The 25,560-nt window shown below is 63.3% G+C and carries 18 protein-coding genes, 1 tRNA gene and 1 pseudogene; 11 read left to right on the top strand and 9 right to left on the bottom strand.

Features of this window, described 5'->3' with window-relative positions; genetic code table 11:
• Window positions 1–1,521, bottom strand: coding sequence for an HDOD domain-containing protein (locus tag PO883_RS11535; RefSeq protein WP_289309890.1), 1,521 nt, complete (start codon window positions 1,519–1,521; stop codon window positions 1–3).
• Window positions 1,518–3,242 carry a bifunctional diguanylate cyclase/phosphodiesterase gene (locus PO883_RS11540; protein WP_289309891.1) on the bottom strand — a complete coding sequence of 575 codons (1,725 nt, stop codon included), beginning with the start codon at window positions 3,240–3,242 and terminating at the stop codon, window positions 1,518–1,520. Before PO883_RS11540 ends, PO883_RS11535 begins: the two co-directional genes overlap by 4 nt.
• Window positions 3,243–3,596: 354 nt before the next feature.
• Between PO883_RS11540 and PO883_RS11545 the strand changes: the two genes are divergently transcribed.
• The 4 genes from PO883_RS11545 (at window position 3,597) to PO883_RS11560 (ending at window position 6,942) form a co-directional block, all read left to right on the top strand.
• Window positions 3,597–5,276, top strand: coding sequence for an isovaleryl-CoA dehydrogenase (locus PO883_RS11545; RefSeq protein ID WP_289309892.1), 1,680 nt, complete (start codon window positions 3,597–3,599; stop codon window positions 5,274–5,276).
• 88 nt (window positions 5,277–5,364) lie between these two features.
• Window positions 5,365–6,015 (top strand): uracil phosphoribosyltransferase, encoded by a 651-nt coding sequence (upp, locus tag PO883_RS11550; protein WP_167090484.1) that lies wholly within the window; start codon window positions 5,365–5,367, stop codon window positions 6,013–6,015.
• Between the two features lie 10 nt (window positions 6,016–6,025).
• Window positions 6,026–6,397, top strand: coding sequence for an Hpt domain-containing protein (locus PO883_RS11555; RefSeq protein WP_289309893.1), 372 nt, complete (start codon window positions 6,026–6,028; stop codon window positions 6,395–6,397).
• A gap of 341 nt (window positions 6,398–6,738) precedes the next feature.
• Window positions 6,739–6,942: a cold-shock protein gene (locus PO883_RS11560; protein WP_010398811.1), complete on the top strand. Its 204-nt coding sequence runs from the start codon at window positions 6,739–6,741 to the stop codon at window positions 6,940–6,942.
• 91 nt (window positions 6,943–7,033) lie between these two features.
• Here PO883_RS11560 and PO883_RS11565 read toward each other — a convergent pair whose 3' ends face one another.
• Window positions 7,034–7,936 (bottom strand): LysR family transcriptional regulator, encoded by a 903-nt coding sequence (locus PO883_RS11565; protein WP_289309894.1) that lies wholly within the window; start codon window positions 7,934–7,936, stop codon window positions 7,034–7,036.
• A 131-nt stretch (window positions 7,937–8,067) separates the two neighbouring features.
• Between PO883_RS11565 and aceB the strand changes: the two genes are divergently transcribed.
• Window positions 8,068–9,657: a malate synthase A gene (aceB, locus tag PO883_RS11570; protein WP_289309895.1), complete on the top strand. Its 1,590-nt coding sequence runs from the start codon at window positions 8,068–8,070 to the stop codon at window positions 9,655–9,657.
• Between the two features lie 37 nt (window positions 9,658–9,694).
• Here the strand turns inward: aceB and PO883_RS11575 are convergent, their stop codons facing one another.
• The 4 genes from PO883_RS11575 to gloB form a co-directional block, all read right to left on the bottom strand.
• The gene (locus tag PO883_RS11575) at window positions 9,695–14,131 is read right to left on the bottom strand and encodes an EAL domain-containing protein (RefSeq protein WP_289309896.1); all 4,437 of its coding nucleotides are present in this window, start codon (window positions 14,129–14,131) and stop codon (window positions 9,695–9,697) included.
• Between the two features lie 4 nt (window positions 14,132–14,135).
• A complete protein-coding gene (locus PO883_RS11580) occupies window positions 14,136–15,242 on the bottom strand; it encodes an ABC transporter substrate-binding protein (RefSeq protein WP_289309897.1) in 1,107 nt (368 codons plus the stop codon).
• Between the two features lie 131 nt (window positions 15,243–15,373).
• Window positions 15,374–16,381 (bottom strand): ABC transporter substrate binding protein, encoded by a 1,008-nt coding sequence (locus tag PO883_RS11585; protein WP_289309898.1) that lies wholly within the window; start codon window positions 16,379–16,381, stop codon window positions 15,374–15,376.
• 184 nt (window positions 16,382–16,565) lie between these two features.
• Window positions 16,566–17,366 (bottom strand): hydroxyacylglutathione hydrolase, encoded by an 801-nt coding sequence (gloB, locus tag PO883_RS11590; RefSeq protein WP_289309899.1) that lies wholly within the window; start codon window positions 17,364–17,366, stop codon window positions 16,566–16,568.
• Between the two features lie 27 nt (window positions 17,367–17,393).
• Between gloB and PO883_RS11595 the strand changes: the two genes are divergently transcribed.
• The 6 genes and pseudogenes from PO883_RS11595 to PO883_RS11620 all read left to right on the top strand — a co-directional run bounded on the left by PO883_RS11595 (window position 17,394) and on the right by PO883_RS11620 (window position 21,709).
• A complete protein-coding gene (locus PO883_RS11595) occupies window positions 17,394–18,167 on the top strand; it encodes a class I SAM-dependent methyltransferase (protein WP_289309900.1) in 774 nt (257 codons plus the stop codon).
• Window positions 18,168–18,193: 26 nt separating this feature from the next.
• A complete protein-coding gene (rnhA, locus tag PO883_RS11600) occupies window positions 18,194–18,631 on the top strand; it encodes a ribonuclease HI (protein WP_167090466.1) in 438 nt (145 codons plus the stop codon).
• Between the two features lie 56 nt (window positions 18,632–18,687).
• A complete protein-coding gene (gene dnaQ, locus PO883_RS11605; protein WP_167090464.1) occupies window positions 18,688–19,392 on the top strand; it encodes a DNA polymerase III subunit epsilon in 705 nt (234 codons plus the stop codon).
• Window positions 19,393–19,429: 37 nt separating this feature from the next.
• Window positions 19,430–19,504 (top strand) — tRNA-Val (locus PO883_RS11610).
• Between the two features lie 626 nt (window positions 19,505–20,130).
• Window positions 20,131–20,364 carry an AlpA family transcriptional regulator gene (locus PO883_RS11615; RefSeq protein WP_289309901.1) on the top strand — a complete coding sequence of 78 codons (234 nt, stop codon included), beginning with the start codon at window positions 20,131–20,133 and terminating at the stop codon, window positions 20,362–20,364.
• A gap of 189 nt (window positions 20,365–20,553) precedes the next feature.
• A pseudogene (locus PO883_RS11620) lies at window positions 20,554–21,709 on the top strand (IS3 family transposase).
• 42 nt (window positions 21,710–21,751) lie between these two features.
• On the opposite strand, the gene PO883_RS11625 reads toward PO883_RS11620, so the two are convergent.
• Both PO883_RS11625 and PO883_RS11630 read right to left on the bottom strand, forming a co-directional pair.
• Window positions 21,752–23,029, bottom strand: coding sequence for a phenylacetate--CoA ligase family protein (locus tag PO883_RS11625; protein WP_289309902.1), 1,278 nt, complete (start codon window positions 23,027–23,029; stop codon window positions 21,752–21,754).
• A complete protein-coding gene (locus PO883_RS11630) occupies window positions 23,029–25,560 on the bottom strand; it encodes an acyl-CoA reductase (protein WP_289309903.1) in 2,532 nt (843 codons plus the stop codon). Before PO883_RS11630 ends, PO883_RS11625 begins: the two co-directional genes overlap by 1 nt.

Below are 25,560 nucleotides of genomic sequence, written 5' to 3' on the forward strand. Positions count from 1 at the left end.
TCAGCGCGGTTTGGCCGCGGCGGCGTCCAGTTCCACCTGCTGGCGGCGCGCCACGGTCTTGACGATCAGCGCGCGCAGGTCGTTGAGCAGCGCAAATTCGGTCTGGCTCAGGTGGATCGCCGGGAAGCTGTCGTCCCAGTCGCCGTAAATGAAGCCGACCGGCTGGCCGTTCGACGACAGCGGCAGGATCACGAAGCTGCGCCCGCCCGACAGCGCATCCTTCCACCACTGCGGCAGCTTGGCCGCGAACTTGGGGTCGTGCGCGTTTTCCACGAAAATCACGCGGTCGCTGCCGAGCGAGGCATGGAACACGTTGGCGCTGTAGGTGTCGTCGAAACCGAGGCCGCCGATCAGGTCCTTGACGCCATCGCCCAGCCCCATCTTGGCGATGTACTTGTTTTCGCGGCGGTTGCGCAAAAAGGCCACGGCGCGTGAAAAGGTCAGGCCCTGGTACACCGTCTCCAGCGCCATCGACATCATCTGGCCCGGATTGGCCGTGGCGACGACGTCGCGCATGTCGGATACGCCCGAGAGCAGCACCTTGTTGCCCTCGGCGCGCATGCGGCGCGTGGCCATGTCGGCTTCGCGTTTTTCGGCCGGCTTGGCCAGCGGTGCGATCGACAGGTCGGCCGCTGCCGTTTCCTTGGCTTTTTCGATGGCGCTGAGCAGGTGATCCGGCTCCACCCCCAGCATCGACGAAAAACTGCTGGCCAGCGCGCGCACGTTGGCGGCGCCCGCTTCGTCGTCGTTCCACAGGGAGCTGGCGCATTGCGACGACATGGTCGATACCGCGGCCAGCCAGTCTTCGTGCGTGAACGCGTCGCCGCGCTCGGCCGGCTCGATCCGGCGCATGCCGTTGATCAGGTTCTTGGGCAAACCCCAGTGTTCGGCGGCGGCGCGCCCGATGTCTTCCATCGTCAGTCCCAGCACCGGCGGCGCGGCGGCGTCTTCGCCACCGGTGCCGCCGACCGCCTGCAGCGCGGTCCAGCGTTCGGGCATATAAAAGGTGATCATCATCCGTCCCAGGGTGTGCAGCATCGAGCACACCACCGCTTCCTCGGAGTCGCGCGCGGCGGCGCTGGCGGCGACCTGCTGCGCCACCATCCCGGCCAGCACCGCTTTTTCCATCTCCACGTGGGCGATGGCCGAATCGGGCGAGGCGCGCGTGAGTTCCTCGATCAGTTTCAAGCCCAGCGCCAGGTGGCCGATGGCTTCGGTGCCGAGCACCAGCACCGCCTTGCTGACGGTGTTGATGCGCTGGCCGAAGGCCGAATACATGCCGCTGTTGGCCAGGCGCAGCACCTTCTGGGTCAGGACCGGGTCCGACAGCACCGTTTGCGTCATGCTGAACTGGTGCTCGTCCTCGCCGCGCATGGCGCCCAGAATGGAACTGATGGCCTTGGCGAAGCCGGGCATGTCGCCGCGCCGGCGCACCCGTTCCCACAACTGGTTCAGGGTGGCGTCGGCGTCGGCGCTGGCCGGGCCGGGCGGGGCGGGATGGAGCAGGGCGCCGGCAATCATCGTATCCCCGCCTGCGGTTCGATCGGCATCAGGGACGCGTACAGGTCTTCCTTGAGGGCGGCCATGGCCGCGTGGGCCGGCATCGGCTTGCCGGTCAGGTAACCCTGGATGTACTGGCAGCCGCGCTGGTCGAGGTAATCGAGCTGCGCTTCCGTTTCCACGCCTTCGGCCACCACCGACAGGCCGAGGTGCTTGGCCAGGTCGAGCACCGCGTTGCAGATCGCGCCATCCTTGGGCGCGTCGGGCAAGTCCTTGATGAAGGCACGGTCGATTTTCAGCACCGAGATCGGGAAACGCTTCAGGTACGCCAGCGAGGAATAGCCGGTGCCGAAATCATCGATGGCGATGCGTGCCTGCCGTTCGGCCATCTTGACGAGGATCGATTCTGCGTGCACGGGGTCGATCATCAGGGTTCCTTCGGTGATTTCGAGGACCAACTGGCTGCCGCTCATGCCGGAAAAGGCGAGCGCATGGTCCAGCACCTCGAGGAATTTATCGTTGCGAAACTGGCGCGGGCTGATGTTGACCGAGATGTACAGCGGGCGCTTGGCCACTTCCTCGAACTGCTTGAGCTGCACGCAGGCCGCCTTCAGGGCCCATGCGCCCAGCAGGTTGATCAGGCCATTGGTCTCGGCGATGGGGATGAAGCGCACCGGCGGCACCATGCCCAGGGTCGGGTGCTTCCAGCGCATCAGGGTCTCGAAGCCCTGGATGCGGCGCGTGGGGGCATCCACGATCGGCTGGTAGTACAGCAGGAACTCGCCTTCGCGCACGGCCTGGAACATGGCCGCTTCGAGCGAGATGTCGTGTTCCGGCGGGCCGCTGTCGCGCGGGCTGTAGACCAGGCAGCGCGCCTTGCCGGTTTCCTTGGCGCGCGACATGGCGGCGTCGGCCAGCGCGACCAGCTGCACTTCATCTTCGGCGTGCTCGGGGAACAGCGCCAGGCCGATCGAGGCGCCGATGTAGATCGTGTGCTTGTCGACCTCGAACGGCGCTTGCAGGGTCGCCAGCAGGCGTCCGGTGACCAGCTTGATCTGGGCCTCGCTGCAGGTGCCCGGCAGGACCGCGACAAACTCGTCGCCGCCGATGCGCGCCAGGGTGTCGCTGTCGCGCAGGGTCTTGCGCAGGCGCGCCGCGGCGATGCGCAGCACGGCGTCGCCGACCGGGTGGCCCAAGCCATCGTTGACCTTCTTGAAGCCATCGAGGCCGATGGTGGCAACCGAAAAATTCTGGCCGGAGCGGCGCGCGTGGGCGATCACCATGCGGATGCGGTCCGACAGCAGCAGGCGGTTGGGCAGTTCGGTCAGGGCGTCGTGGGTGGCCAGGTGGCGCAGGCGTTCCTCGGTATCGCGCCGGAGCGAGATGTCGCGCCCGACCACCAGCAGGGCCGCGCCGCCGGCGTGCTGCAGGCGGCCCAGGCGCAGCTCGAACCAGATATCCTTGCTGGCGGTATGCAGGCGCACGTCGAGCCGGGCCGGTTCGGCGGCGGCGCCGGCATCGAGCAGCGCCGCGCCCAGTGCGGCCTGGTCGGCCTCGGGCGCCAGCGATACCAGCGCCGCTCCCATCCCGCGCAGCGCGAACAGGGTCCGGGTGCGCTCGCTGGCCGCGATGATCCGGCCGGCCGGGTCGAGCCGGAACACGATGTCGCCGGCCGCTTCCATGAACTGGTCAAGCTCGGTGGCCGTATCGCCGTTGGGAACTGATGGGGCACTGGAGCGCATGGTGAAATCGTTACCTTCGTAGTGTGGCTTGGCGCGGGTGGCCGGCTGCCCGGCCTGGTCTAGTTTAACAAATCGCTATCCAATGTGGCACGGAAAGATTCTAGGATGCATCAAAAATCGCCGGGGTGGTGCCTCATTTAAAGTTGCTTGAGCGAACGCAAATAGCGGTGTGCCGGATGGGCGGGAAAGCAACTCTTGCCCCGTTTTCGGCTTTGGGCTAGGCTGTAGCGCGGCACGCCGCCGGTTTTCCGGCCCGGCTCGCTATTGTCGCTCACCCTGAGCTTTTCGGGGGTGCGCGCACTTGGATAATGCTGCTTTTGCGCAATATTTCCGGGACCCGCACCCGGCCAGACCATGAATCCATACGATACCCACGAAATTTTCAACCAGGCAAGCGCATTTGGGAATGTCAACCTGTATGCCTGCGATCCGGCGCTGCAGGAAGCGCTGGCGCGCGAAGGGGCGGGGTGGGCCAGCGACGCCCTGCACGCGCTGGGCGAACAGCTCGGACGCGCCGAGGTGCTGGACCTGGCGCGCCAGGCCAATGTGAACCAACCCGTGCTGCATAATGTCGACCGCGGCGGGCGGCGCGTCGACGAAGTCGAGTTCCATCCCTCCTGGCACCAGTTGATGGCGCTGATGATCGGGGCCGGCGTGCACGCCACGCCGTGGGAGGCGGCGCGGCCCGGCGCGCAGGTGGCGCGCGCGGCCCAGTACATGCTGTTCGGGCAGGTCGAAAACGGTTCCCAGTGCCCGGTCACGATGACCTATGCCTCGGTGCCGGCGCTGCGCCAGGCCGGGGCCATCGGCGCCAAATGGCTACCCAAGATCCTGTCGCGCCAGTACGATCCGCGCTCGCTGCCGATCGAACAAAAAAGCGGCGCCCTGATCGGCATGGGCATGACGGAAAAGCAGGGCGGCACCGACGTGCGCGCCAACACCACGCGCGCCACCGTACTCGACGCGCTTGATGCGCGCGCGCGCTTCGGGGACGAGGGCGTGGATGCCTGGCGCATCGTCGGCCATAAATGGTTCTTTTCGGCGCCGCAGTCGGACGCGCACCTGATCCTGGCCCAGACCGACGGCGCCGGCAGCGCCGGGCTGACCTGCTTTTTCGTGCCGCGCTACCTGCCCGACGGCAGCCGCAATGCGATCCGCGTGCAGCGCCTCAAGGATAAACTGGGCAACCGCTCGAACGCCTCGTCCGAGGTGGAGTTCTGCGACGCCGTCGGCTGGCCGGTGGGGAAGGTGGGACGCGGCATTCCGACCATCCTGGAGATGGGCGGCTACACCCGGCTCGATTGCGTGATCGGCAGCGCGGGCATCATGCGCGCGGCGCTGACCCACGCGCTGCACCACGCGCGCGAACGCGCCGCCTTCGGCCGCACGCTGGCCGGACAGCCGCTGATGCAAAACGTGCTGGCCGACCTGGCGCTCGAATCGGAGGCCGCCACCGCGTTCGCGCTGCGCCTGGCGCGCTGTTTCGACAACGCGGCCGATCCGGCCGAAGCGCTGCTGGGCCGCATCCTGACCCCGGCCGGCAAATACTGGCTGTGCAAGCGCGGTCCCGCCTTCGGCGCCGAAGCGATGGAAGTCATGGGCGGCAACGGCTACGTGGAAGATGGTCCGCTGGCGCGCCTGTACCGCGAGTTTCCCGTCAATTCGATCTGGGAGGGTTCCGGCAATGTGATGTGCCTGGACCTGTTGCGCGCCTTCGGCAAGACGCCGGCCGCGCGCGCGGCGCTGGCGGCGGAACTGGCGCTGGCCGGCGGCGCCAATCCGGCCTTCGATGCGTGCGCCGCAAGCCTGCTGGCCGACCTCGATGGGGCCCAGGGCGACGAATACGGCGCGCGCCGGCTGGCCGAGCGCATCGTGATCGCGGTGCAGGCCGCGCTGCTGCTGCGCCATGCGCCGGGCTTCGTGAGCGAGGCCTTCATCGCCTCGCGCGTGGCCATCGACGTGGGCGGGGCGTTCGGGCGCCTGCCGGCCGGCGTCGATTGCGCCGCGATCCTGGCGCGCGCGCTGCCGCCCTGAGGCGCGTACCGACAAAAAAGCGAACAAGCGCCCGGTTTGCGGGATAATACGGGTACAAGCCACAACAACGATAACTGAATCGAATTCCATGAAACAAGATCCGCGCTTCCCCAATCTCTTCATCCTCAACCACCCGCTGATCCAGCACAAGCTCAGTCACATGCGCGAGCGCGACACCTCCACCCGCACCTTCCGCGAGCTGCTCAAGGAAATCACGCTGCTGATGGGTTACGAAATCACGCGCGACCTGCCACTGACCACACGCCAGATCGAAACCCCGCTGGTGACCATCGACGCGCCCGTCATCGCCGGTAAAAAGCTGGCGATCGTGCCGATCCTGCGCGCCGGTATCGGCATGAGCGACGGCTTGCTGGAACTGGTGCCGTCGGCGCGCGTGGGCCACGTGGGCGTGTTCCGCGACCCGGAAACGCACAAGCCGGTCGAGTACCTGGTGCGCCTGCCCGACACCACCGACCGCATCTTCATCCTGTGCGACCCGATGGTCGCCACCGGCAATTCGGCGGTGCATGCGATCGACGTACTGAAAAAGCGCGGCGTGACCGACGAACAGATCATCTTCCTGGCCCTGGTGGCCGCGCCCGAAGGCGTGCAGGTGGTGCAGGACGCGCATCCGAAGGTGAAGCTGTATGTGGCCTCGCTCGATTCGCACCTGAACGAACACGCCTACATCGTGCCTGGCCTGGGCGACGCGGGCGACCGCATCTTCGGCACCAAGTAAGCCGCGCGCGATGGCCACGCTGATCGACCAGGAGTTTTTCGCGCGCCTGCACGCGCTCAACGAGAAGTTCGCGGCCAGCGTGCCGGCCACGCTGGCGCGCCTGGAAGAGCTGCGCGCCAGCTTCGACCCGGCCGCCGCCGACGCGGCCCTGGTCAAGGAGCTGCATCAGAGCCTGCATACCATCGCCGGTTCGGCCGCGACGTTCGGCTTTCGCGTGTTCGGAGCCCAGGCGCGCCAGCTGGAACAGCGCCTGCGGGTGCTGATGGCGTTCGAGCTGATCGCGCCCAAGGACTGGAACGACTGGCTGCACGCGCTCGACGTGTACGTGGCCTGGGCACGGCACGACCCCAGGGCGGCGACTTACCCCGGCCAGCACGACTGACACGCCAAGAAAACGACAGCGCACGTATTTTTTTACCAATTGTGCGCGCATGCAAGGTCAAGTGCGCGTATCGTTTGATTTAGCGCAAACTTCCGCAGTGTCGATGCCCCTATATTTATCGAACTGCCGCTGCAACCCGGTGCTGAAAAGTTGAAATTCTGAATTTTTATAGCTTCCGGGAAGTTTATTTTGCAGAGGACGTGTTTTTTGTGTTTTATTCGGTATAATGCGGGATCGTTGTGATTCGAGGTAGTTGTGCAGTCTGTCTGTCATTTCTTTCTTGCTTCGTCAAACGATCTAAAACGGGCGTAAGCCCAACTTAACTGAAATAGGAAATTGTAATGGCAACTGGCATCGTAAAATGGTTCAATGATTCGAAGGGTTTTGGCTTTATCACTCCTGATGAAGGCGGCGAAGATCTGTTCGCTCACTTCTCGGCGATTCAGTCGAACGGCTTCAAATCTTTGCAAGAGAACCAACGCGTCTCTTTCGAAGTAACCGCTGGCCCTAAAGGCAAGCAAGCTTCGAACATTCAGCCTATCTAATCGCTGAATCAACGACAAAAAATCCTCGGTTTCCGGGGATTTTTTTTGTCCGTCTTTTCGTCGGCCCGCCTCGCGCGGGCCGATGTTGTTTTCAGGCGCGCCAGTAGTCCGGCTGCGCGTAGGTGCGGCGCAGGAAGTCCACGAAGGCGCGGATGCGCAAGGGCAGGTGGCGGCGCTGCGCGAATACCGCGTGAATGTCGTTGCCGGGCGCCGCAAAGCGGTCCAGCACCGTGCGCAGGGTGCCCGCTTCGATCTCGGTTCCCACTTCCCACATCGAGCGCCACGCCAGGCCTTTGCCGGCCAGCGCCCAGTCGTGCAGCACTTCGCCGTCGTTGCAGACCATGTTCCCCGCCACTTTCAGGGTCACCAGCTTGCCGTTGTCGCGGAAGGTCCAGCCGCGCTGGCTGCCTTCGCTGCTGATCGCCAGGCAGTTGTGGCGCGCCAGGTCGGCCAGGGTTTCCGGTATGCCGTGGCGTTTCAGATAGGCGGGCGAGGCCACCAGCACGCGCTGGTTGTCGGCCAGCTTGACCCCGATCAGGCTCGAATCGGACAGGCTGGCGATGCGGATCGCCACGTCCACCCCTTCGCCGACGACGTCGACCACGCGGTCGTTCAGGTTCAGGTTGACCGTCACGTCGCGGTGCTCGGCCAGGAACGAGGGGAGCAGGGGCGCCACGTGCTGGCGCCCGAAGCCGGCCGGCGCCGATACCAGCAGGTGGCCGCTGGCGCGCGCGCTGCGTTCGGCGACCGCCGATTCGGCTTCTTCGAGTTCGCCCAGGATGCGCTGGCAGTCTTCCAGGAAGGCCGCGCCTTCGTCGGTGAGCGCCAGTTTGCGCGTGGTGCGCTGCAGGAGCTTGACGCCCAGGCGCGCTTCGAGGGCGTCGAGGCGGCGCCCGATCATGGCCGGCGCGATGCCCTCGGCGCGCGCCGCCGCCGACAGGCTGCCGCGCGCGACGACTTCGACGAAGGTGGAAATCTGACGGAACTGCCCCACGTGTACTCCTTTTATCTGTGACAAAAACGCACAGATGAATGTATTTTTTGTCTCGTTTAGCTACCAGTTAGTGAATATACTAGATGACAGATGAAACGCCAATTTTGCATTTACCTTCGACAGGAGCACGCATGACTATCAATATCCCCGCCGGCATGGAAATCACCGCCGAGATCAAGCCTGGCTACGAACAGATTCTCACTTCCGAGGCGCTGGCCCTGGTGGCGCGCCTGACGCGCGCGTTCGAGCCGCGCCGCCAGGAACTGCTGGCCGCGCGCGTGGCGCGTGCCAAGCGCCTCGACGCCGGCGAGCGTCCCGACTTTTTGCCGGAAACTGCGCAGATTCGCGCCGGCGACTGGAAAATCGCCCCGATTCCGCCGGCGCTCGAATGCCGCCGCGTCGAAATCACCGGTCCGGTCGAGCGCAAGATGGTCATCAACGCCTTCAACTCGGGCGCCGACAGCTACATGACCGACTTCGAAGACTCGAACACGCCGAACTGGGACAACCAGATCACGGGCCAGATCAATATGCGTGACGCCGTGCGCCGCACCATTTCGCTCGAACAGAACGGCAAGGTGTACAAGCTCAATGACAAGATCGCGACCCTGGTGGTGCGTCCGCGCGGCTGGCACCTCGATGAAAAACACGTGCTGGTCGACGGCAAGCGCGTCTCCGGCGGCATTTTCGACTTCGCTCTGTTCATGATCCACAACGCCAAAGAGCAGCTGGCGCGCGGCGCCGGTCCGTATTTCTACCTGCCGAAGATGGAATCGCACCTCGAAGCACGCCTGTGGAACGATATTTTCGTGATGACGCAGCAGGAACTGGGCCTGCCGCAAGGGACCATCAAGGCGACCGTGCTGATCGAAACGATCCTGGCCGCGTTCGAGATGGATGAAATCCTGTACGAACTGCGCGAACACAGCGCCGGCCTGAATGCGGGCCGCTGGGATTACATCTTCTCGTGCATCAAAAAATTCAAGCTCGATAAGGACTTCTGCCTGGCCGACCGTCCGAAAGTGACGATGACGTCGCCGTTCATGCGCGCGTATGCCTTGCTGCTGCTGAAGACTTGCCACAAGCGCGGCGCACCGGCGATCGGTGGCATGGCGGCGCTGATCCCGATCAAGAACGATCCGGAGAAAAACGAGATCGCCATGGGTGGCGTACGCAACGACAAGGCGCGCGATGCGACCGACGGCTACGACGGCGGCTGGGTTGCGCATCCGGGCCTGGTGGATCTGGCGATGGGCGAATTCAAGAAAGTCCTGGGCGACAAGCCGAACCAGATCGACAAGCAGCGTCCCGATATCGACGTGACGGCGGCCGAACTGCTGGACTTCAAGCCGGAAGCGCCGATCACGGAAGCAGGCCTGCGTTATAACATCAACGTCGGTATTCATTACCTGGGCAGTTGGCTGGCGGGCAATGGCTGCGTGCCGATCCATAATCTGATGGAAGACGCGGCGACGGCGGAGATCAGCCGCTCGCAGGTGTGGCAGTGGATCCGGTCGACCAAGGGTGTGCTGGACGACGGCCGCAAGGTCACCGCCGACATGGTGCGCGCGATGATTCCGCAGGAACTGGCCAAGGTCAAGGAAGTCGCGCCGAATGGCGACAACCCGACCTATGTGCGCGCGGCGGTGATTTTTGAAGAGATGTCGACGTCGGAATCGTTTGCGGAGTTCTTGACGTTGCCGCTGTACGAAGAGATCTAAGCGCCGTCGTTCCTGGCATTGCCGGGAACGACGTGGGTCAAGCGCGCAGCGCCATCGCTTCGCGCTTGATGATCAACTCCGCAAACTGCTCCGCCGGCATCGCCGGCGCCAAATACCACCCTTGCAGCAGATCGCAACGCTGCGCGCGCAGGTAGTCGAGCTGCGCTTCCGTTTCCACCCCTTCCGCCACCACTTCCAGCCTCAGGCTGTGCGCCAGCGCGATAATGCCCGCGATGATGGCCGCGTCGTCGGCGTCGTGCGGCACATCGGCCACGAACGAACGGTCGATCTTGATGATGTCGACCGGGAAGCGCTTCAGGTACGACAGCGATGAATAGCCCGTGCCGAAATCGTCGATCGACAGCCGCACGCCCAATCCGCGCAGGCGGTGCAGGGCCTTGAGCGTATCCTGCGCGTGTTCCATCAGGGTGCTTTCGGTGATCTCCAGCTCCAGCAAATCGGGCGGCAAGCCCGATGCCACCAGCACCGCTTCCACCGTATCGGCAAAATTCTTTTGCAGCAGCTGGCGCACCGACAGGTTGACCGCCACCCGCATCGGCGGCAAGCCCTGGTCGATCCAGGCCTTGAGCTGGGCGCACGCGGTGCGCAGCACGAATTCGCCGAGCGGATTGATCAAGCCCGTTTCTTCCGCCAGCGGGATGAATTCGACCGGCGGCACCATGCCGCGCGTCGGGTGCTTCCAGCGCACCAGCGCTTCCATGCCGACGATGCGCTGGTTGTCGAAGCGCGCCTGCGGCTGGTAAAACACTTCAAGCTCGTTGCGTTCCAGCGCGCGCCGCAAGTCGCTTTCCAGGCGCACGTGTTCCGAAATGGCCTGTTCCATCGACGCTTCGTAGAACTGGAAGCCGGTATTGGTCTTCTTGGCGCGGTACATGGCGCTGTCGGCGCGCTTGACCAGGGTCGGCACATCGAGGCCGTCGAACGGATACATGGCGATGCCGACGCTGCTGGTGACGAAAATATCGTGGCCATCGATCTGGAACGGCGCGGCCAGCACGCGGCAGATGGTCTGCGCCGCAGCCGCCGCCGGCGCCGGGCCGTCGACATCGCCCAGGACGATGGTGAATTCGTCGCCGCCCAGGCGCGCCACCATGTCGATGCTGCGCACCGCGCGCCGCACCCGCTGCGCCACCGCCACCAGCAGGCGGTCGCCAATGTCGTGCCCGAGGTTGTCGTTGACGTACTTGAAGCGGTCCAGGTCGAGGAACAGCACCGCCAGCGAGGTCTTGTTCACGCGCGCCTGGTCGACCGCCTGCCCGAGCAGGTCGAAGAACAGGGTGCGGTTCGGCAGTCCAGTCAGCAGGTCGTTGAAGGCCAGGTGGCGGATGCGCTTCTCGGCGCGGTTCGCTTCGATGATGCGGCGCACGCGCTGCGACAGCACTGCGTAGTGAATCGGCTTCGGGATATAGTCGCTGGCGCCGGCCGCGAAGGCCCGCTCGACCGACGAATTGTCCTCCAGCGCGGTGATCATCAGCACCGGAATGCTGCTGCCGCCGGGCAGTTCCTGCATGCGCGCGCAGGCCGTGAAGCCATCCATCACGGGCATGACCGCGTCCATCAGCACCACGTCGGGCTGGAAGCGCTTGAGCATCATCAGGGCCTGGGCGCCGTCGGCCGCTTCTTCGACCTTGAAGCCGTCGCGCTGCAGGGTGTAGCGCAAGGTGCTGCGGGTGCTGCGGTCGTCGTCGACGATGAGCACCTGCGGCACGTCGTCGCCGCCGCCCTGGCCGGCCATGCCGTCGCCGGTCACTTCCTGCGCCAGCGCGCTGGCCACCGCGTTGTAGGCCACGCGCAGGCGTGGCAGCAGCGGCACGATCAGTTCGGGATGGCCGCCGATGCCGTGGTCTTCGGCTTCCTTGGCCAGTTGCGCCAGGTGGGTCGCGCCCAGGTTGCCGGCCGAACCCTTGATCGCATGCGCCTTGGCGCGCGCGGTATCAAAGTCGCCGCCGTGGGCCGCCGCTTCCAGGTCGAGCAGGTATTGCGGCGTGTCTTCGAGGAAGGGGCTGATGGCCTGGGCCAGCGATGCGCCCATGATTTCGCGCAGCTTGACGAACATGGCCTGGTTGATCGGGCTCTCGCTGTCGCCCCCGTGTTCTCCCGGCGCGGGCACGCTGCGCGGCTCGTCGCCGGGCGCCGCATCGCCGCGCGGCAGCCAGCGGTCGAGCTTCTGGCGCAGCTCGAACAGGGTGATCGGCTTGGCCAGGTAGTCGTCCATGCCGGCCGCCAGGCATTTTTCGGCGTCGCCGCGCTGGGTGTTGGCGGTCATCGCGACCAGCGGCGTGCGCCGTCCGCTGCCCTGTTCAAGCGCGCGGATATGCGCGGTCGCTTCGTAGCCATCCATCTCCGGCATGCTGCAATCCATCAGGATCAGGTCGAAGCTGCCATTGCGCACCGCTTCCAGCGCTTCGCGCCCGTTGGCGGCGAATTCGCAGGCGCAGCCGTTCATGGCCAGCATGCCGGCGGCGACCATCTGGTTGGTGCGGTTATCTTCGGCCACCAGGATGCGGAACGAGGTGCGCGGCGGCGCGGCCAGCTGGCTGGCCATGGCCAGCGCGGGCGCCTTGGCGCCGGCCAGCAAGTCCTTGAGGGCTTGCAGCAGGCGGTCTTCGCGCAATGGTTTACCGAGCGAGGGATGGCCGTCGACCAGGGTGCCGCCCGAGGGCGTGCCGAAACGGTCGAGGATCAGCACCAGCGTGCCGGGCGAGTCGAGCGCGATGCGTCCCGCCAGGTCGTTGCCGTCGTCGTCGAGGGCGCCGATGTCCATCATGACGATGGCGTACGGGCGCGCCTCCATGGCGCCGACCTTGAGCTGCAGCAGCGCTTCGCCGCCCCAGCGCGTGACGTGGCAGTCGATGCCGTGGCGCTGCATGGTCTGGGCCACGAAGCTGCGCACGATCTGGCTGTCGTCGACCACGATCGTGCGCAGGCCGGCCAGCTCCGTGTGGGCCGGTTCCGGCAATTCCTGCAGCGCGGCCTTGCAGACGATGTTGAAGGTGAAGGCGGTACCTCCGCCGAGCGCGCTGTCGACCGTGATGGCGCCTCCCATCAGTTCCACCAGTTGCTTGCAGATCGCCAGGCCAAGGCCGGTGCCGCCGTATTTGCGGGTGGTCGACGGGTCGGCCTGGGCGAAGGATTGGAACAGGTGCTGCTGCTGGTCGGCGCTCATGCCGATGCCGGTGTCGCGCACTTCGAAGCGCAGCCCGAACTGCGGGCCGTCGGCCAGCGCGATTGCCACTGCCACTTCGCCATGCTCGGTGAACTTGACGGCGTTGCCGAGCAGGTTGATGAGCACCTGGCGCAGGCGCAGCGAGTCGCCATTGACGCATTGCGGCACGCCCGCGCCGAGCAGGTAGCCCAGTTCGACGTCACGCACCTGCGCCTGCTTGGCCACCAGTTCGATGACTTCTTCGAGCAGCTTGCGCAGGTCGAAATCGACTTCTTCGAGCGAGAGCTTGCCCGCTTCCATCTTGGAGAAGTCGAGGATATTGTTAATCAGCTCGATCAGGGTGCGCGAGGAATTCCAGGCCACGTCCACGCATTCGGCCTGGCGCTTGTTCAGGCTCATTTCCTTGAGCATGTCGAGCATGCCGACCACGCCGTTGAGCGGGGTGCGCACTTCATGGCTGACGGTGGCGGCAAACTGCGCCTTGACCAGCGCCATGCTGACGGCGGCGTCGCGCGAGTCTTTCAGTTCCGCTTCGCGCTGTTCCAGCACGTTCATCATCTTGTTGAAGGCGAGCGCCATGTCGATCAGGTCGCGCGGGCCGGCCGGGGCGGCGCGCATGCCCGACTCGCCCGCCTCGGCGCGCTGCATCAGGCGCGAAAGCGCGTGCAGCGGGTTGATCATGTGGCGCGTGAGCAGGCGCACGATGGCCAGCAGGATGATGGCGAACGACAGCGTGACCACCAGGTTCCCCACCAGGAGCGACAGCGTGAGGCGGTTCAGCGTCACTTTGGCGACGGTCACGTGGACATGGCCGAGCAGCTGTTTGGGCGGCTCTTGCAGGTCGAACGGCGAGGCCAGTCCCTGGCCGCCGAAGACCGGTGCCGTGAAGTGCCAGGCCTGCGAGGTTTCGCTGGCCAGCCGGGCGAGCGGCGTGGGCGACACGGGCGCCGGCGCTGCGGCCGGCGCGGCGCCGGCCTGGCTTTTCGAGAGCAGGACCCGGCCGCGCGTGTCGCTGATCTGCACGCTGAGCACATCGGGGAAGGTGAGGGTGGTGGCGACCACGTCCTGGGCGTTTTCGGGCGAGTGGTAGAGCAGCGCCAGGGTGCTCTGGCGCGCCAGGTTGTCGGCGATGCGCTCGCCCTGTTCGAGGAAGTAGTCGCGCATGCGGGTGCGCGCTTCCCAGGAATTCATCAGCGAGGAAAACAGCGCCAGGCCAAGAATGGCGGCCGAGACGATCACTGTCAGCTGGCGGCGAAACCCGGTGCGGCGAAGGAAGTCGTGGAACATCTACTCAGGGCTCCGGATAAATAAGGTCGAAGGTACGTTGCTGCTGGTAGCCGATGTTCAGGCCCATATGGCTGGCGGTACGCAGGTTGATGGCGGCGTGCAGTTCGCGCAGCGGCTGTACGCCTTTCCTGCGCTCGCCGGCGATGGCGCCTTCGGCGGAACTGGCTAGCGAGCGGCCCAGTTCCACGTTGTTGGGACTCATGGCGAACAGCGCGCCTTTTTTCACGTGCAGCACATTGCTGGAGAAAATAGGCACGCCGCTGTTCCAGGCTTGCTTGAGGATCAGCGGCAGCAGGGTGCCTTCTTCGACGGTGGTGGTGTCGTGCGGCAGCCAGACGGCGTCGCGGCGGCTGTCGGCGCCGGCGAACAGGGTGGCGTACAGCTGGGCGGCCTGGGACAGGTCGCGCGCTTCGTACGACGCCAGTTCGAGGCCCTGCTCGCGCGCCGCTTCGCGCGCCAGGCGCAGCAGCCATTCGGTTTTCCTGGGGTCGTACACCACGATCACGCGCCGGGTGTCGGGCAGCAGCGTGCGCAGGCGCGCAAACAGCAGCGCCGGATCGGGCGTGAGGCTGATGCCGTTCAGGTTGACGATTTCGGCGTCCGACAGCAGCAGGGCGCCGCCCACCAGCACCTCGATATCGCGGTCCAGCGCGGCGGCCACGTTCAGGCCCTGGCGCCCGAGCGCGATGACGACCTTGGTGCCGGTGCGCCTGAGCTGCGCATTCAGGTCGGCCGCGTCGAAGCGCGTATCGACCGCGTAGCTGCGCACGCGCAGGCGGGTGCGTTCTTCGATCCCCTGGATCATGCCGATGAAGGCGCTGCGAAACGGTTCCGACACGTTCGGATAGAGCACCGCGATGCCGCCCTGGCCGACCGCGGCTTGCAGCTCGGGGCGGCGCAGCTGGTCTTCGAGCTGGGAGACGGTGAGCGGCTGCAGGCCGTACTGGCCGCCGCTGTCGTAGCGTTCGAGCAGGCCGGCCGACTCCGCCGTCGCAGGCGCGAGATCGTCAGCCATGGCGTGCGGCGCCGGGCCGGCCAGCAGCAGCAACGACAGCAGCGCGGACGCGCCACGCGGCGCGCGCGGCCGTGCGTTGAAAAAAAGTGTAGTCATTGCGTACAGCGGGGACGCGTGGTCCGGTTAATTTGCAAGCAGCCACGCATGTGGGCACACACCAGGCTGCAGTATACGTCACCGAAGTAGCCCGAAAGAAAGAATTTTGAAAATCTAACAAAAAACCACGGTCACGGTTCGGGATACAGGAACTGGAAGCTGCGCTGGACCGCCGGGCCGGCCGCGATGCCCAGGTGGCTGGCGGTGCGCAGGTTGAGGGCGGCGTAGACTTCGCGCAGGGGCAGCAGGCCGCGCGGCGGCGGTTCGGCCGTCATCATGGCTGTGGCAAGATTGCCAAGATTGCGACCGAGTTCGGTGTTGTTCGGGTAGAGCGCGAACAGGGCGCCTTTGCGCACGTGCAGGAAGCTGCTGGAAAAGACCGGCACGGCGCGGTTCCACGCTTCGCGCAGCACCAGCGGCAGGATGGTGGTTTCGTCGACGGTGGTGGGGTCGGTGGGCAGCCAGAGCGCGTCGCGCCGGTTGTCGGCGGCGGCGAAGGCGCTCTGGTAGAGGCGCGCGGCGGCGCCCAGGTCGAGCGCTTCGAGCGCCGCCAGTTCCAGCCCGTGCAGGCGGGCCGCCTCGCGCGCCAGCCGCAGCAGCCAGTCGTTGTGCTGCGGGTTGTAGACGACGATCACGCGGCGCACGCCGGGCGCGAGGCTGCGCAGGCGGGTAAACAGCAGGGCCGGGTCGGGACTGAGGCAGATGGCGGTGTGGCGGTCGCCGTCGGGCAGCGAGGAAATGCCGCTGACCACCAGGCCGAGTGCGGGATCGAGCGCTTCGGCCACCTTGAGGCCCTGGCGCCCGAGGGCAATGATCACGCGCACGCCCTGGCGCCGCAGCGCCGCGCCCAGTTCGGCCGGGTCCAGCGCGGCAGCGAGCGGCCAGGCTTGCACGCGCTGGTGCAACTGCTCTTCGATGCCGCCGATGATGTCGGTGAAGACTTTGCGCACCGGCTCGGGAAGGTCGGGAAACAGGACCGCGACCGGACGCGGCGCGGCAAGTTCGCCCGTGAAGATCGTTTGCGCATGCAGCGGCGCGTGCGGCACGAGTGGCGCGGCCAGCGCGGCGCACAGGCGCAGCAATGCACGCCTGTGCGGGGAGGGCGGCGCCAGCTTATCGATGGCGCGGCGCCCGGCCATGAAGGCAGCGGCGCGCTTGCGCCATTGCTGGATCGGGCTGGTGGGCCGCGCTTGGGTGTCGTCTCGTCATGTGATTATTCACACTGTTTCTTTGTGGAATATCTTAGCTGAGTTATGCCGCCTTGGGTGTGCTGTCTTTACATCAACTGTGCTGGCGTGGCATTTAACAGACGTTTGATGTTGATCAAAACGTGTTTTTCCAGGTGCGCAGTGCGGCGAAGGAAGCTTGCGGCGGCGCTGCCGGGTCCAGTTTGCCCAGGGCAATCAGGTTGGCGACGATACCGGGCTGGCGGTCGCGCAGGAAGGGGTTGGTGGCTTTTTCCAGGCCGATGCTCGAGGGCAGGGTCGGGATGCCGCGCTCGCGCTTGGCGGTTTCGGCCACGATGCGCTGCGCGATCAGCGCGTTGGCCGGTTCGGCCGCGGCGGCGAAGCGCAGGTTGGACAGGGTGTATTCGTGGGCGCAGTAGACGGCTGTGTCGTCCGGCAAGGCCAGATAGCGCGCGAGGGAGGCGCGCATCTGCTCGGGGGTGCCTTTGAACAGGCGTCCGCAGCCGCCGGCAAAGAGCGTGTCGCCGCAAAACAGCCAGCGCTCGCCGGAGCGCTCGCGCAGGTAGGCGATGTGGCCCAGGGTGTGGCCGGGCACTTCCAGCACGCGCAGGGCGAGCGCCAGGCCGGGCACTTCGACCAGGTCGCCCTCGGCGAGCGGCACGCCGACCGTGGCGATGGCTTCGGCGCGCGGGCCGTACACCGGTACGGGCGCATGCGCGAGCAGTTCCGGTACGCCGCCAATGTGGTCAGCATGATGATGGGTGAGTAAAATGGCGGTGAGCGTGAGATGATGCGCGGCCAGGGCCGCGATGACGGGCGCGGCGTCGCCGGGGTCGACCACGGCGGCGTGCACGCCATCGTGGATCAGCCACAGGTAATTGTCCTTGAACGCGGGGACGGCGAGCACGCTCAAGGGGCGGGGCGTCGGATACGTCATAGTGAAGGTGTCGGCAAAGGGGTAGGCATGGATAGCGCGGCATCCGAAAAATCCATTATAGCGCTCGATGACTGGCTGCAGACGCCGGCCGGCGCTTACGTGCGCGCGTGGGAACAGGCTTGCCTGGACGAGCTGACGGCCGATATCTTCGGCTACAACGCGGTGCAGATCGGCTTGCCGCAGATCGATGCGCTGGCCGCCAGCCGCATGCCCAACAAGTGGCAGGCGGCCACCCGCACCTCCTCGCGCGAGCAGGTGGCGCTGGGCGCGGGCAAGCGCCAGATTGCGGTGGCGCTCGATTTCGCCGAGCTGCCGTTCGCGTCGCAAAGCCTGGACCTGGTGGTGATGCCGCATGTGCTGGAATTTGCGGCCGAGCCGCACCAGGTGCTGCGCGAGGTCGAGCGGGTGCTCATTCCGGAGGGGCAATTGATCATCTGCGGCTTCAATCCGGCCAGTTTGTGGGGCTTGCGCCAGGGCTTGCGGCGCGTGACGCGCTCGGCCTACCTGCCGGCGGCGGGTGAATTCATCTCTATGCCGCGTATGAAAGACTGGTTAAAATTGCTCAATCTGGGCGTGAGCCGCAGCCATTTCGGCTGCTATGCGCCGCCTTGCCGCACGGCGCAGTGGATCGAGCGCTATGCCTTCATGGAGCCGGCCGGGCAGCGCTGGTGGCCGTATCTGGGCGCGGTGTACATGGTGCATGCGATCAAGCGGGTCAAGGGCATGACCATGATCGGTCCTGCCTGGAATAAAAAATCGGCGACGGCGCCGCAAGCGGTGCCGGCCACCAATCGGAAGTAAAGACAGCGAAAGTAGAGAAAGCCAGGATGAGCAAAGTAGAGATTTTTACCGACGGTGCGTGCAAGGGCAATCCCGGCACCGGCGGCTGGGGTGCCTTGCTGGTGGCCGACGGCCACGAGAAGGAAATCTGTGGCGGCGAACTCAATACCACCAACAACCGCATGGAGCTGCGCGCCGTGATCGAGGCGCTCTGCATCCTCACGCGCCCGTGCGAAGTGGTGCTGCATACCGACAGCCAGTATGTACAGAAGGGGATTTCGGAATGGATCCACGGCTGGAAGGCGCGCGGCTGGAAAACCGCGGCCAGGGAGCCGGTCAAGAATGAAGACTTGTGGAAGGCACTCGATCTGGCGCAGGCGCAGCACGCGGTGGAATGGAAATGGGTGCGCGGACACAATGGCCACCCCGGCAACGAACGGGCCGACGTGCTCGCCAACCGCGGGGTCGAGACCGTCCGCCGCTGAGCGCGCCCGCGCTTTGTTATACTGCGCGCCTCGTTTCACTCTTCACCCAGACTGCCATGCGCCAAATTGTCCTCGATACCGAAACCACCGGCCTCAATCCCCGCACGGGCGACCGCGTCATTGAGGTTGGCTGCGTCGAACTGCACAACCGTATGCTGACGGGGAATAATTTCCACCGTTACATCAATCCGGACCGCGATTCGGAAGAGGGCGCGCTGGCGGTGCACGGCCTGACCACGGAATTTTTGCGCGACAAACCCCGGTTTGCCGAGATTGCGCAGGAGTTGCGCGAGTATATACAGGGCGCCGAAGTCATCATTCATAACGCGCCGTTCGATCTGGGCTTTTTGAACAATGAATTCAAGCTGCTCGGGCTGCCGTCGTTTACCGAGCATTGCAGCGGGGTGATCGATACCCTGGTCAATGCCAAGGAAATGCATCCGGGCAAGCGCAACTCGCTCGATGCGCTGTGTGACCGCTATGGCGTGTCCAACGCCCACCGCAAGCTGCACGGCGCGCTGCTCGATGCGGAGTTGCTGGCCGATGTGTATCTGTCGATGACGCGCGGGCAGAACAGCCTGTCGATGGATGTGGAGGACGAGTCGGCCGGCGGCGGCGGTACCTTGGAAGCGGTGGCGCTGGCCGAAGTCATCGTGCTGGCCGCCAGCGCGGACGAGCTGGCCGAGCATGAAGGCGTGCTGGGCGGGCTGGACAAGGCGGTCAAGGGAAACTGTATTTGGAGAAATTACGCGGAAGCGTGACGTTTTGCGAAACCTGTGTCATAATACGCCCCGCTTCGGGAGGTTAGCTCAGGGGTAGAGCACTGCATTCACACTGCAGGGGTCGCAAGTTCGAAACTTGCACTTCCCACCAAGAATACTAATGAAATCAAAGGCTTGCACCGATCGGTTGCAGGCCTTTTTTCTTGGGTACGGAAAAAGTACGGAAAACACTCTTGGACGACTCTGGATGAGGCTGGACAATAACGCCAGTAAGCAGTGATCGCCATTGCTATTGAGTAAGTTTACGATGTTGCGCAATTGTTCCCATCGGGAAGGCAAAGTTAGTGGAAATTTCTTTCCAGCATTATACGATGCCGTATATTTTCGTTAGACGTCGTGCCGAAACTGGTACTTTTCAGTTCGACCCTAAAACTACCCCGCTAAAGTAATGATTCTCTTGGCGTGGACGAGCCCCTAAGTGCTAGCTCCCCACTATCCGCTGTTCCACCCATTTCGGAGCCGAAGGGCCATACGGTACTCCTATGGGTATCAGCGTCAGCTCATCGAATACAGCACGACGGTGCAAAGTACATGTCGCGAGTAGACGTTCCGTTTGGTGCGGGCAACGGCCGCTCACCCATCTTAACGCAAAGTTGCTTAATTTACCCGGGAAGTGCTGGCTGATGTGAAATTCCACCCAAATCGGCCCAAGTTCCGACTTGAGACCTATACCTCAGAACGGTAATGTTATTGCATGCCGCAAATGAGGACAGCACCATGAAACACTTACCCGAAGTGCCCGAGGCTTACTTTGTCAAAATTCATGAGGTTCTTGTGATCTCTGCCTTGTCGAAAGCGAGCATTTACGATGCAGTCAAAAAGGGAACGTTCCCGGCCCCGGTAAAAGTAGGGGTCCGCGCCGTCGCTTGGGTAAGGAGTGAAGTTTTAGAATGGGCGGCAATGAAAGTCAGAAAAAGTCGCGAGATGGCGGCTGAGGATTGCAAAAAATAAATCGTGCGCTTGGCAAGGAGCATCGCGCCAGGGTTTGGCGCCATCTTTGTGCCGGAGGAGGGATGAAGGCAGAGCGGTCACGCCCGGCTCAACCGCTCCCGCCCGGATTCAGCGGTGTAGGCAACAGTGAGGTAACCTGACTTTTTCGGACACTCTGGTTTGGTAAACTTCACCAACTGGAGAAATTTTATGACACGCTCAAAAACATACACCCCCGAACTTCGGGAAGAGGCAGTAAAGCTGGTCCTGACGCAGGGTCTTACGTTGGAAGACGCCGCACTGCGCCTGACGATTCCCAAAGGCACGCTGGCCAACTGGGTGGCGGCAGCAAGACACGGCACGTCGCCCAAAGTGGCCCCTGGCAGCCGCTCGGTCCCTGAGCTTGAGGCCGAGGTAAGCAAACTGCGCAAAGAGCTCGCAGAGGCCCGCATGGAACGCGATATCGTAAAAAATGCGGCAGCGTACTTTGCGCGGGAGTCGCTGCCAAGTACGCGCTCATGAAACAATTACGACTCGAATATCCCATCACCGTTCTGTGCCGCGTCTTTAACGTTTCGCGCAGCGGGTTCTATGCGTGGGCGGACGGCAAGCTGTCGCAGCGCGCGCAGGACGATGCGCGCCTGAAGGTCGCCATCGAGGCCGTCCATGCGCAGAGCCGCCAGACATATGGCCCGCTACGCATGCAGCCGGAACCGGAAGCGCAGGGCTTTCCAGCGGGCCGGGACCGCATTGTCCGACTGCGCCGCGAGCTCGCCTTACGCTGCAAGCAGAAACGCAAATTCAAGGCCACCACCAATTCGAGCCATGACCTGCCGGTGGCCGACAATTTACTGAACCAGACCTTCGCACCGATCCGACCGAACGAAGCCTGGGTGACGGATATCACCTATGTAGCGACGGGCGAGGGCTGGCTCTACCTGGCCGGTGTCAAGGACGTCTTCACCTGCGAGCTGGTGGGCTACGCGATGGACGAACGCATGACGCAAACGCTGACGGCAACGGCGCTATGGAAGGCCATGCGCAACAAGCGCTGATTCATCATTCCGGCCGTGGCGGCCAGTACTGCGCTTATGACTATCAAAAACTGGTGAAGCAATTCGGCATGCAGGCGTCCATGTCGCGCAGAGGAAATTGCTACGACAACGCTCCGATGGAAAGTTTCTGGGGCAGCCTAAAAAACGAGCTGGTGCATCATCAGCGCTACGCGACAAGGGCCGATGCACGGGCGGCGATACAGGAATATATCGAAAGCTTCTATAACCGCCAGCGGCGCCACTCGCGCCTCGGCAATGTTCCGCCCGCGCTGTTTACCGAAAAATTCAGCAAACAGCAACAGGCGGCTTGAAACAAGAGTGTCCGCTATTGACAGTACACCTCATACGTGAACTCAGGCAAAGCGACGATCGATCACGCGCTTGAGCTTTCCCGAGCGGGGATTGATTTCCAGCGCCGTCGCATCCACCCATTCTATGTCGATGGGCAGGATCTTGCCTTGCGCCAGCAATTGACCATACATGGGGCGATGCTCGTAGATCGCAGCGATGATCTGCGCGCTGAGCGCCCGATCGGCATTGCGATTGCCGATCCGCAGTATCAACCCATCCTTTCCGTCACGATGGATGGTCAGCAATTGAAAATCGCAGGCGCCCTGGCAAGCCGGAAACGACGCCAGTACCGACCTTACATCTTCCGGATACAGCGTGACCGGGCCGACCCTGGCCGATTCATCGGAACGCCCCCGTAACAGAAACTTGCGATGCGCCGTACCATGGGCATCGACCCACCTGGCCCTGTCACCGACCGGATAGCGCAGGATCGGCATCAAATGGCGCCGCAGGGCCGTGACCACGGCCAGCCCTTCGATGCCCGGCGCGACGATGGGCGAGCCCGTTTCTTCATCGATAATTTCGAACAGCGCATCATCATCGTAGCAGCGAAATTCATTGGGGCCGCATGAAAGATCGGCGAATCCCAGCAATCCGGCATCCGTGCTTGCATAACCGATGGAACGGATCTCGACGCCTGGAAAGCATGCTTCCAACCTGGCGCGCTGATCGGGATACATGGCTTCGCCGGCAAACAGGATCAATCTGACCGTCGACGCGGCTGGATCGCCCCCCACCTTGTCAATGTGATCTACCAGGCTCATCATTGTGGTCGGCACGCCGGCCAAGACCGTGGCCTTGAATTCCGTGATAAAGCGATAGACATCGTCGGGTGTCGTGGCGCCCGCAATCGGGAGTTGCATGACCCGCTTGGGGCACTCTTCGAGCGCCTTGTGGGTAAACAAGAACGATCCATACAACTCGCCGACATAAAACAGATTGGCGACCCGGTCGCCATCCTGCAGACCTCCCAGCGCCAGTCCGCGGGAAAAGGCTGTGACAAACACATTCCAGTCAGTCCGGCTGAACACCGAGAACTTGGGGTTGCCGGTGGTTCCGCCACTCTTCAAGACGATGCCATCGTGCATCGCCCCCGTCAGCAATTGCCCATCCTCCAGACGGTTGGCTTCCCAAAACGCTTGCTGGCTCAACACGGGCAACTGTTCGATCGCGTGTATCGTTTCCGGCAATGCGCGGTAAAGGTCGCCATAAAATGGCGAATTTTTCCGGGCAAACGCGATCAGTGAGGGAAGTATTTCCCGGCTAATTTCCATGCTCATCAACGCGCTCTCCGGTCCAGCACACGAATCAATTTTCCGCTTCCCGCAGTCCTGTGGAATTCATCGATTCCCACCGCTTGCACTTCAAACAGCAGCGTTTCATCGGTCAGCACGGCTTCCTGCAAATCCAGGTAGTTTTCCAGGAAAATCTCTCGGCAACGCAGCGCTGGCAAGCGCTCCGAATCGGAAATCACCAAGATGACCTTTTCCTTGATCTCGGCTTGCGCCAGGATCAGCTGCGCTTCGCCCGCATAGGCGAAGTGCGTCGCCAGGATACGGATGAATTCCTGATAATTGAGGAAAGTGGAACCAATCCGACAAATATCCCCCGTCCGTCCCAGCAGTCGAAAGCGCGGCGCGGCCCTGCCGCAGGCGCAAATGCCATCCGGATCGGCGATCCAGTGGCCGACGTCGCCGATTTCGTAGCGCAATGGCTTATTGACCGACAACATGCGCGGCGTGAAAACCAAGCGGCCGACTTCCTCGCCTTGCACCGCTCGATCTTCATCCATTTTCAATATTTCGAGGTATTGAAGCTGTTGCTGAAGATGGTGGACGCCGCCATCGCTATGTTCGCACTGGAACCCGATCGGACCGATATCGACGCTGCCATAGGCGGCCGAGCGTATCACATCGACCTGGAAGGACTGGTGCAGATAATGTCGCTGGGCGGGACTGAAATGTTCTCCGCCATAATAGATCTTCTTGACTCCCCGATAGGCGGAGAGAATGTCAGCTTCCTTTTCAAACAGTTGCAGAATATACGATGGCATGCCGAGCAAGACATTCACCTTGTTCTTGACGATTTCCTGGGCGACCATGCGGGTATCGCCATGGGCCGCCATGGGGAACTGGATGGCGCCCAGCTGTTCGAGTGCCGAAAAAAAGCTGATGAAGCCACCGTAGAGTCCCCCGCCAAAGAACAGATTCATCGCCCGGTCGCCGAGCGGATCAAAGCCCGCCGCGTACAAACCCTCGGCACCGAGCCGGATATGCTCATGGTATTGCTGGTAGCTGAACGTCGACAGTTTTGGTTCGCCCGTGCTACCGCCCGACTTGAAGAAAAGATGGGCTTGGGCAGGATCGGCCGGCACCGACTGGAACTGCTCCTTGGCGGTCATGGCCGGAACGGGGTCCCACTGCAGCGGAGGGAATTTTCTCAACTCATCGAAATTGGAAATCCCCTGCGCTTCATGGGCCAACTGCAAGCTCACTCTGCGGCAATAGCGTTGCAACGCATAGACACCGTCATGCGGCTCGCCGGGGTATCCTCCCGTCATCTCGCCAATACGCCGGATACGGATCGCACCCGCACGCAAAAAAGAGCGCGACAGCGGATGCATTTCCGAGAGTTTGCAACAGATCGCCACTGTTTGCAGATAGTTGCGCATGGGCCGCAAGACCCGGATGATGTCGGTGCGCGGCAAGGGCTTGACCCAGATGCTGCGGTACAGCGGCGATGCCGCCAGCGCCGCATGGTCGTCGATGTAAATGCGCCACCCGCCATCTGGTGCTTCGATGAGGCGAGCATTGCCGAGGCACGATTCGAGCCTGTGACACTCGCTGACCAAAGCAATTTCGCCGGCACTGGCGGTATCGGGCAACTGGCGTGGCAGTTCGTGCGCCACCAGCGTCAAGGCATCGGCAAGCCGCTCGCCAAACCGCTGCAATTCATTCCAGTCCGACGTGTCGAGATAGACACATTGCGGACTGGAACAGGCTTGCTGTTCCATCAGGCAGCATTCCATGGCGAGTTGTTTCAGCGTATGGGGATCCTGGGCAGCTTCCATGGAAAGAAATGCCAACGATATCTTGTGTCCCCACTCGACGATGCGCACGCTGGCAGGGGCCATGGCGCGTATCGATTGAATCGACTCCTCACCGCCCCAGGCGGCAATGCCATCGGCCCCGGCAAATACCGGCTCCAACAGATCTTTTCGCTTCGACGAAATTTTCGCCACGATGATGAATTTCTCAAGCTGGGCGCTCGGATCGCACTTGCCCAAGGCATGTAACAAGATCTGGGGGAAGGAACTCTCTTGCGGACTCGTCTTGAGAAAGTTAAAATTTCCAGAAAGCAATCCTTCGAGCACGCTCATCGGCCCGACCGTGAAGGCATTTTGCGGTGAAATGTGGACCAGGAAACCCAACGGCGCCCAAGCTTCGAAGATCGCATCGTCGAATTGGGTGCGGCAAGCGAGCAAGGGATTGCTGGAACCGAGTTCACGGATCAGCTTCTTTTCCAGATTCTCACGGCGCAAGACATCGGCTATTTCAAGCAAGGCCAGACCGATTTCGTCCGACGTAAATTGATCGGTGCCAGACAAGCAGTTCTTCAATTCGGTAAAAATAGCCGATTTTTCCCTGATATTTTTCCCGAGTAAATCCCCGGCCGCCAGCACCGTCTCGATATCGAGTTCGCACGCCATTTGCCGGGCCACCAGCGATTGTATATCGCCGATCCTGCTGGCCAGTTCTTGATCGCCGATCCACTCGCCTTGCCAGAGGTGTTGCTTGTTCATATTTTCCAT

The sequence above is a fragment of the Massilia sp. DJPM01 genome, from assembly GCF_030348125.1.
GTDB classification, from domain to species: Bacteria; Pseudomonadota; Gammaproteobacteria; order Burkholderiales; family Burkholderiaceae_D; genus Telluria_A; species Telluria_A frigida.

Bases quoted from the DNA above. Each gene is read 5' to 3' on its own strand.
- PO883_RS11535 (WP_289309890.1), bottom strand. From the start codon at position 1,521: ATGATTGCCGGCGCCCTGCTCCATCCCGCCCCGCCCGGCCCGGCCAGC.
- PO883_RS11540 (WP_289309891.1), bottom strand. From the start codon at position 3,242: ATGCGCTCCAGTGCCCCATCAGTTCCCAACGGCGATACGGCCACCGAG.
- PO883_RS11545 (WP_289309892.1), top strand. From the start codon at position 3,597: ATGAATCCATACGATACCCACGAAATTTTCAACCAGGCAAGCGCATTT.
- upp (WP_167090484.1), top strand. From the start codon at position 5,365: ATGAAACAAGATCCGCGCTTCCCCAATCTCTTCATCCTCAACCACCCG.
- PO883_RS11555 (WP_289309893.1), top strand. From the start codon at position 6,026: ATGGCCACGCTGATCGACCAGGAGTTTTTCGCGCGCCTGCACGCGCTC.
- PO883_RS11560 (WP_010398811.1), top strand. From the start codon at position 6,739: ATGGCAACTGGCATCGTAAAATGGTTCAATGATTCGAAGGGTTTTGGC.
- aceB (WP_289309895.1), top strand. From the start codon at position 8,068: ATGACTATCAATATCCCCGCCGGCATGGAAATCACCGCCGAGATCAAG.
- PO883_RS11575 (WP_289309896.1), bottom strand. From the start codon at position 14,131: ATGTTCCACGACTTCCTTCGCCGCACCGGGTTTCGCCGCCAGCTGACA.
- PO883_RS11580 (WP_289309897.1), bottom strand. From the start codon at position 15,242: ATGACTACACTTTTTTTCAACGCACGGCCGCGCGCGCCGCGTGGCGCG.
- PO883_RS11585 (WP_289309898.1), bottom strand. From the start codon at position 16,381: ATGGCCGGGCGCCGCGCCATCGATAAGCTGGCGCCGCCCTCCCCGCAC.
- gloB (WP_289309899.1), bottom strand. From the start codon at position 17,366: ATGACGTATCCGACGCCCCGCCCCTTGAGCGTGCTCGCCGTCCCCGCG.
- PO883_RS11595 (WP_289309900.1), top strand. From the start codon at position 17,394: ATGGATAGCGCGGCATCCGAAAAATCCATTATAGCGCTCGATGACTGG.
- rnhA (WP_167090466.1), top strand. From the start codon at position 18,194: ATGAGCAAAGTAGAGATTTTTACCGACGGTGCGTGCAAGGGCAATCCC.
- dnaQ (WP_167090464.1), top strand. From the start codon at position 18,688: ATGCGCCAAATTGTCCTCGATACCGAAACCACCGGCCTCAATCCCCGC.
- PO883_RS11615 (WP_289309901.1), top strand. From the start codon at position 20,131: ATGAAACACTTACCCGAAGTGCCCGAGGCTTACTTTGTCAAAATTCAT.
- PO883_RS11625 (WP_289309902.1), bottom strand. From the start codon at position 23,029: ATGAGCATGGAAATTAGCCGGGAAATACTTCCCTCACTGATCGCGTTT.
- PO883_RS11630 (WP_289309903.1), bottom strand. From the start codon at position 25,560: ATGGAAAATATGAACAAGCAACACCTCTGGCAAGGCGAGTGGATCGGC.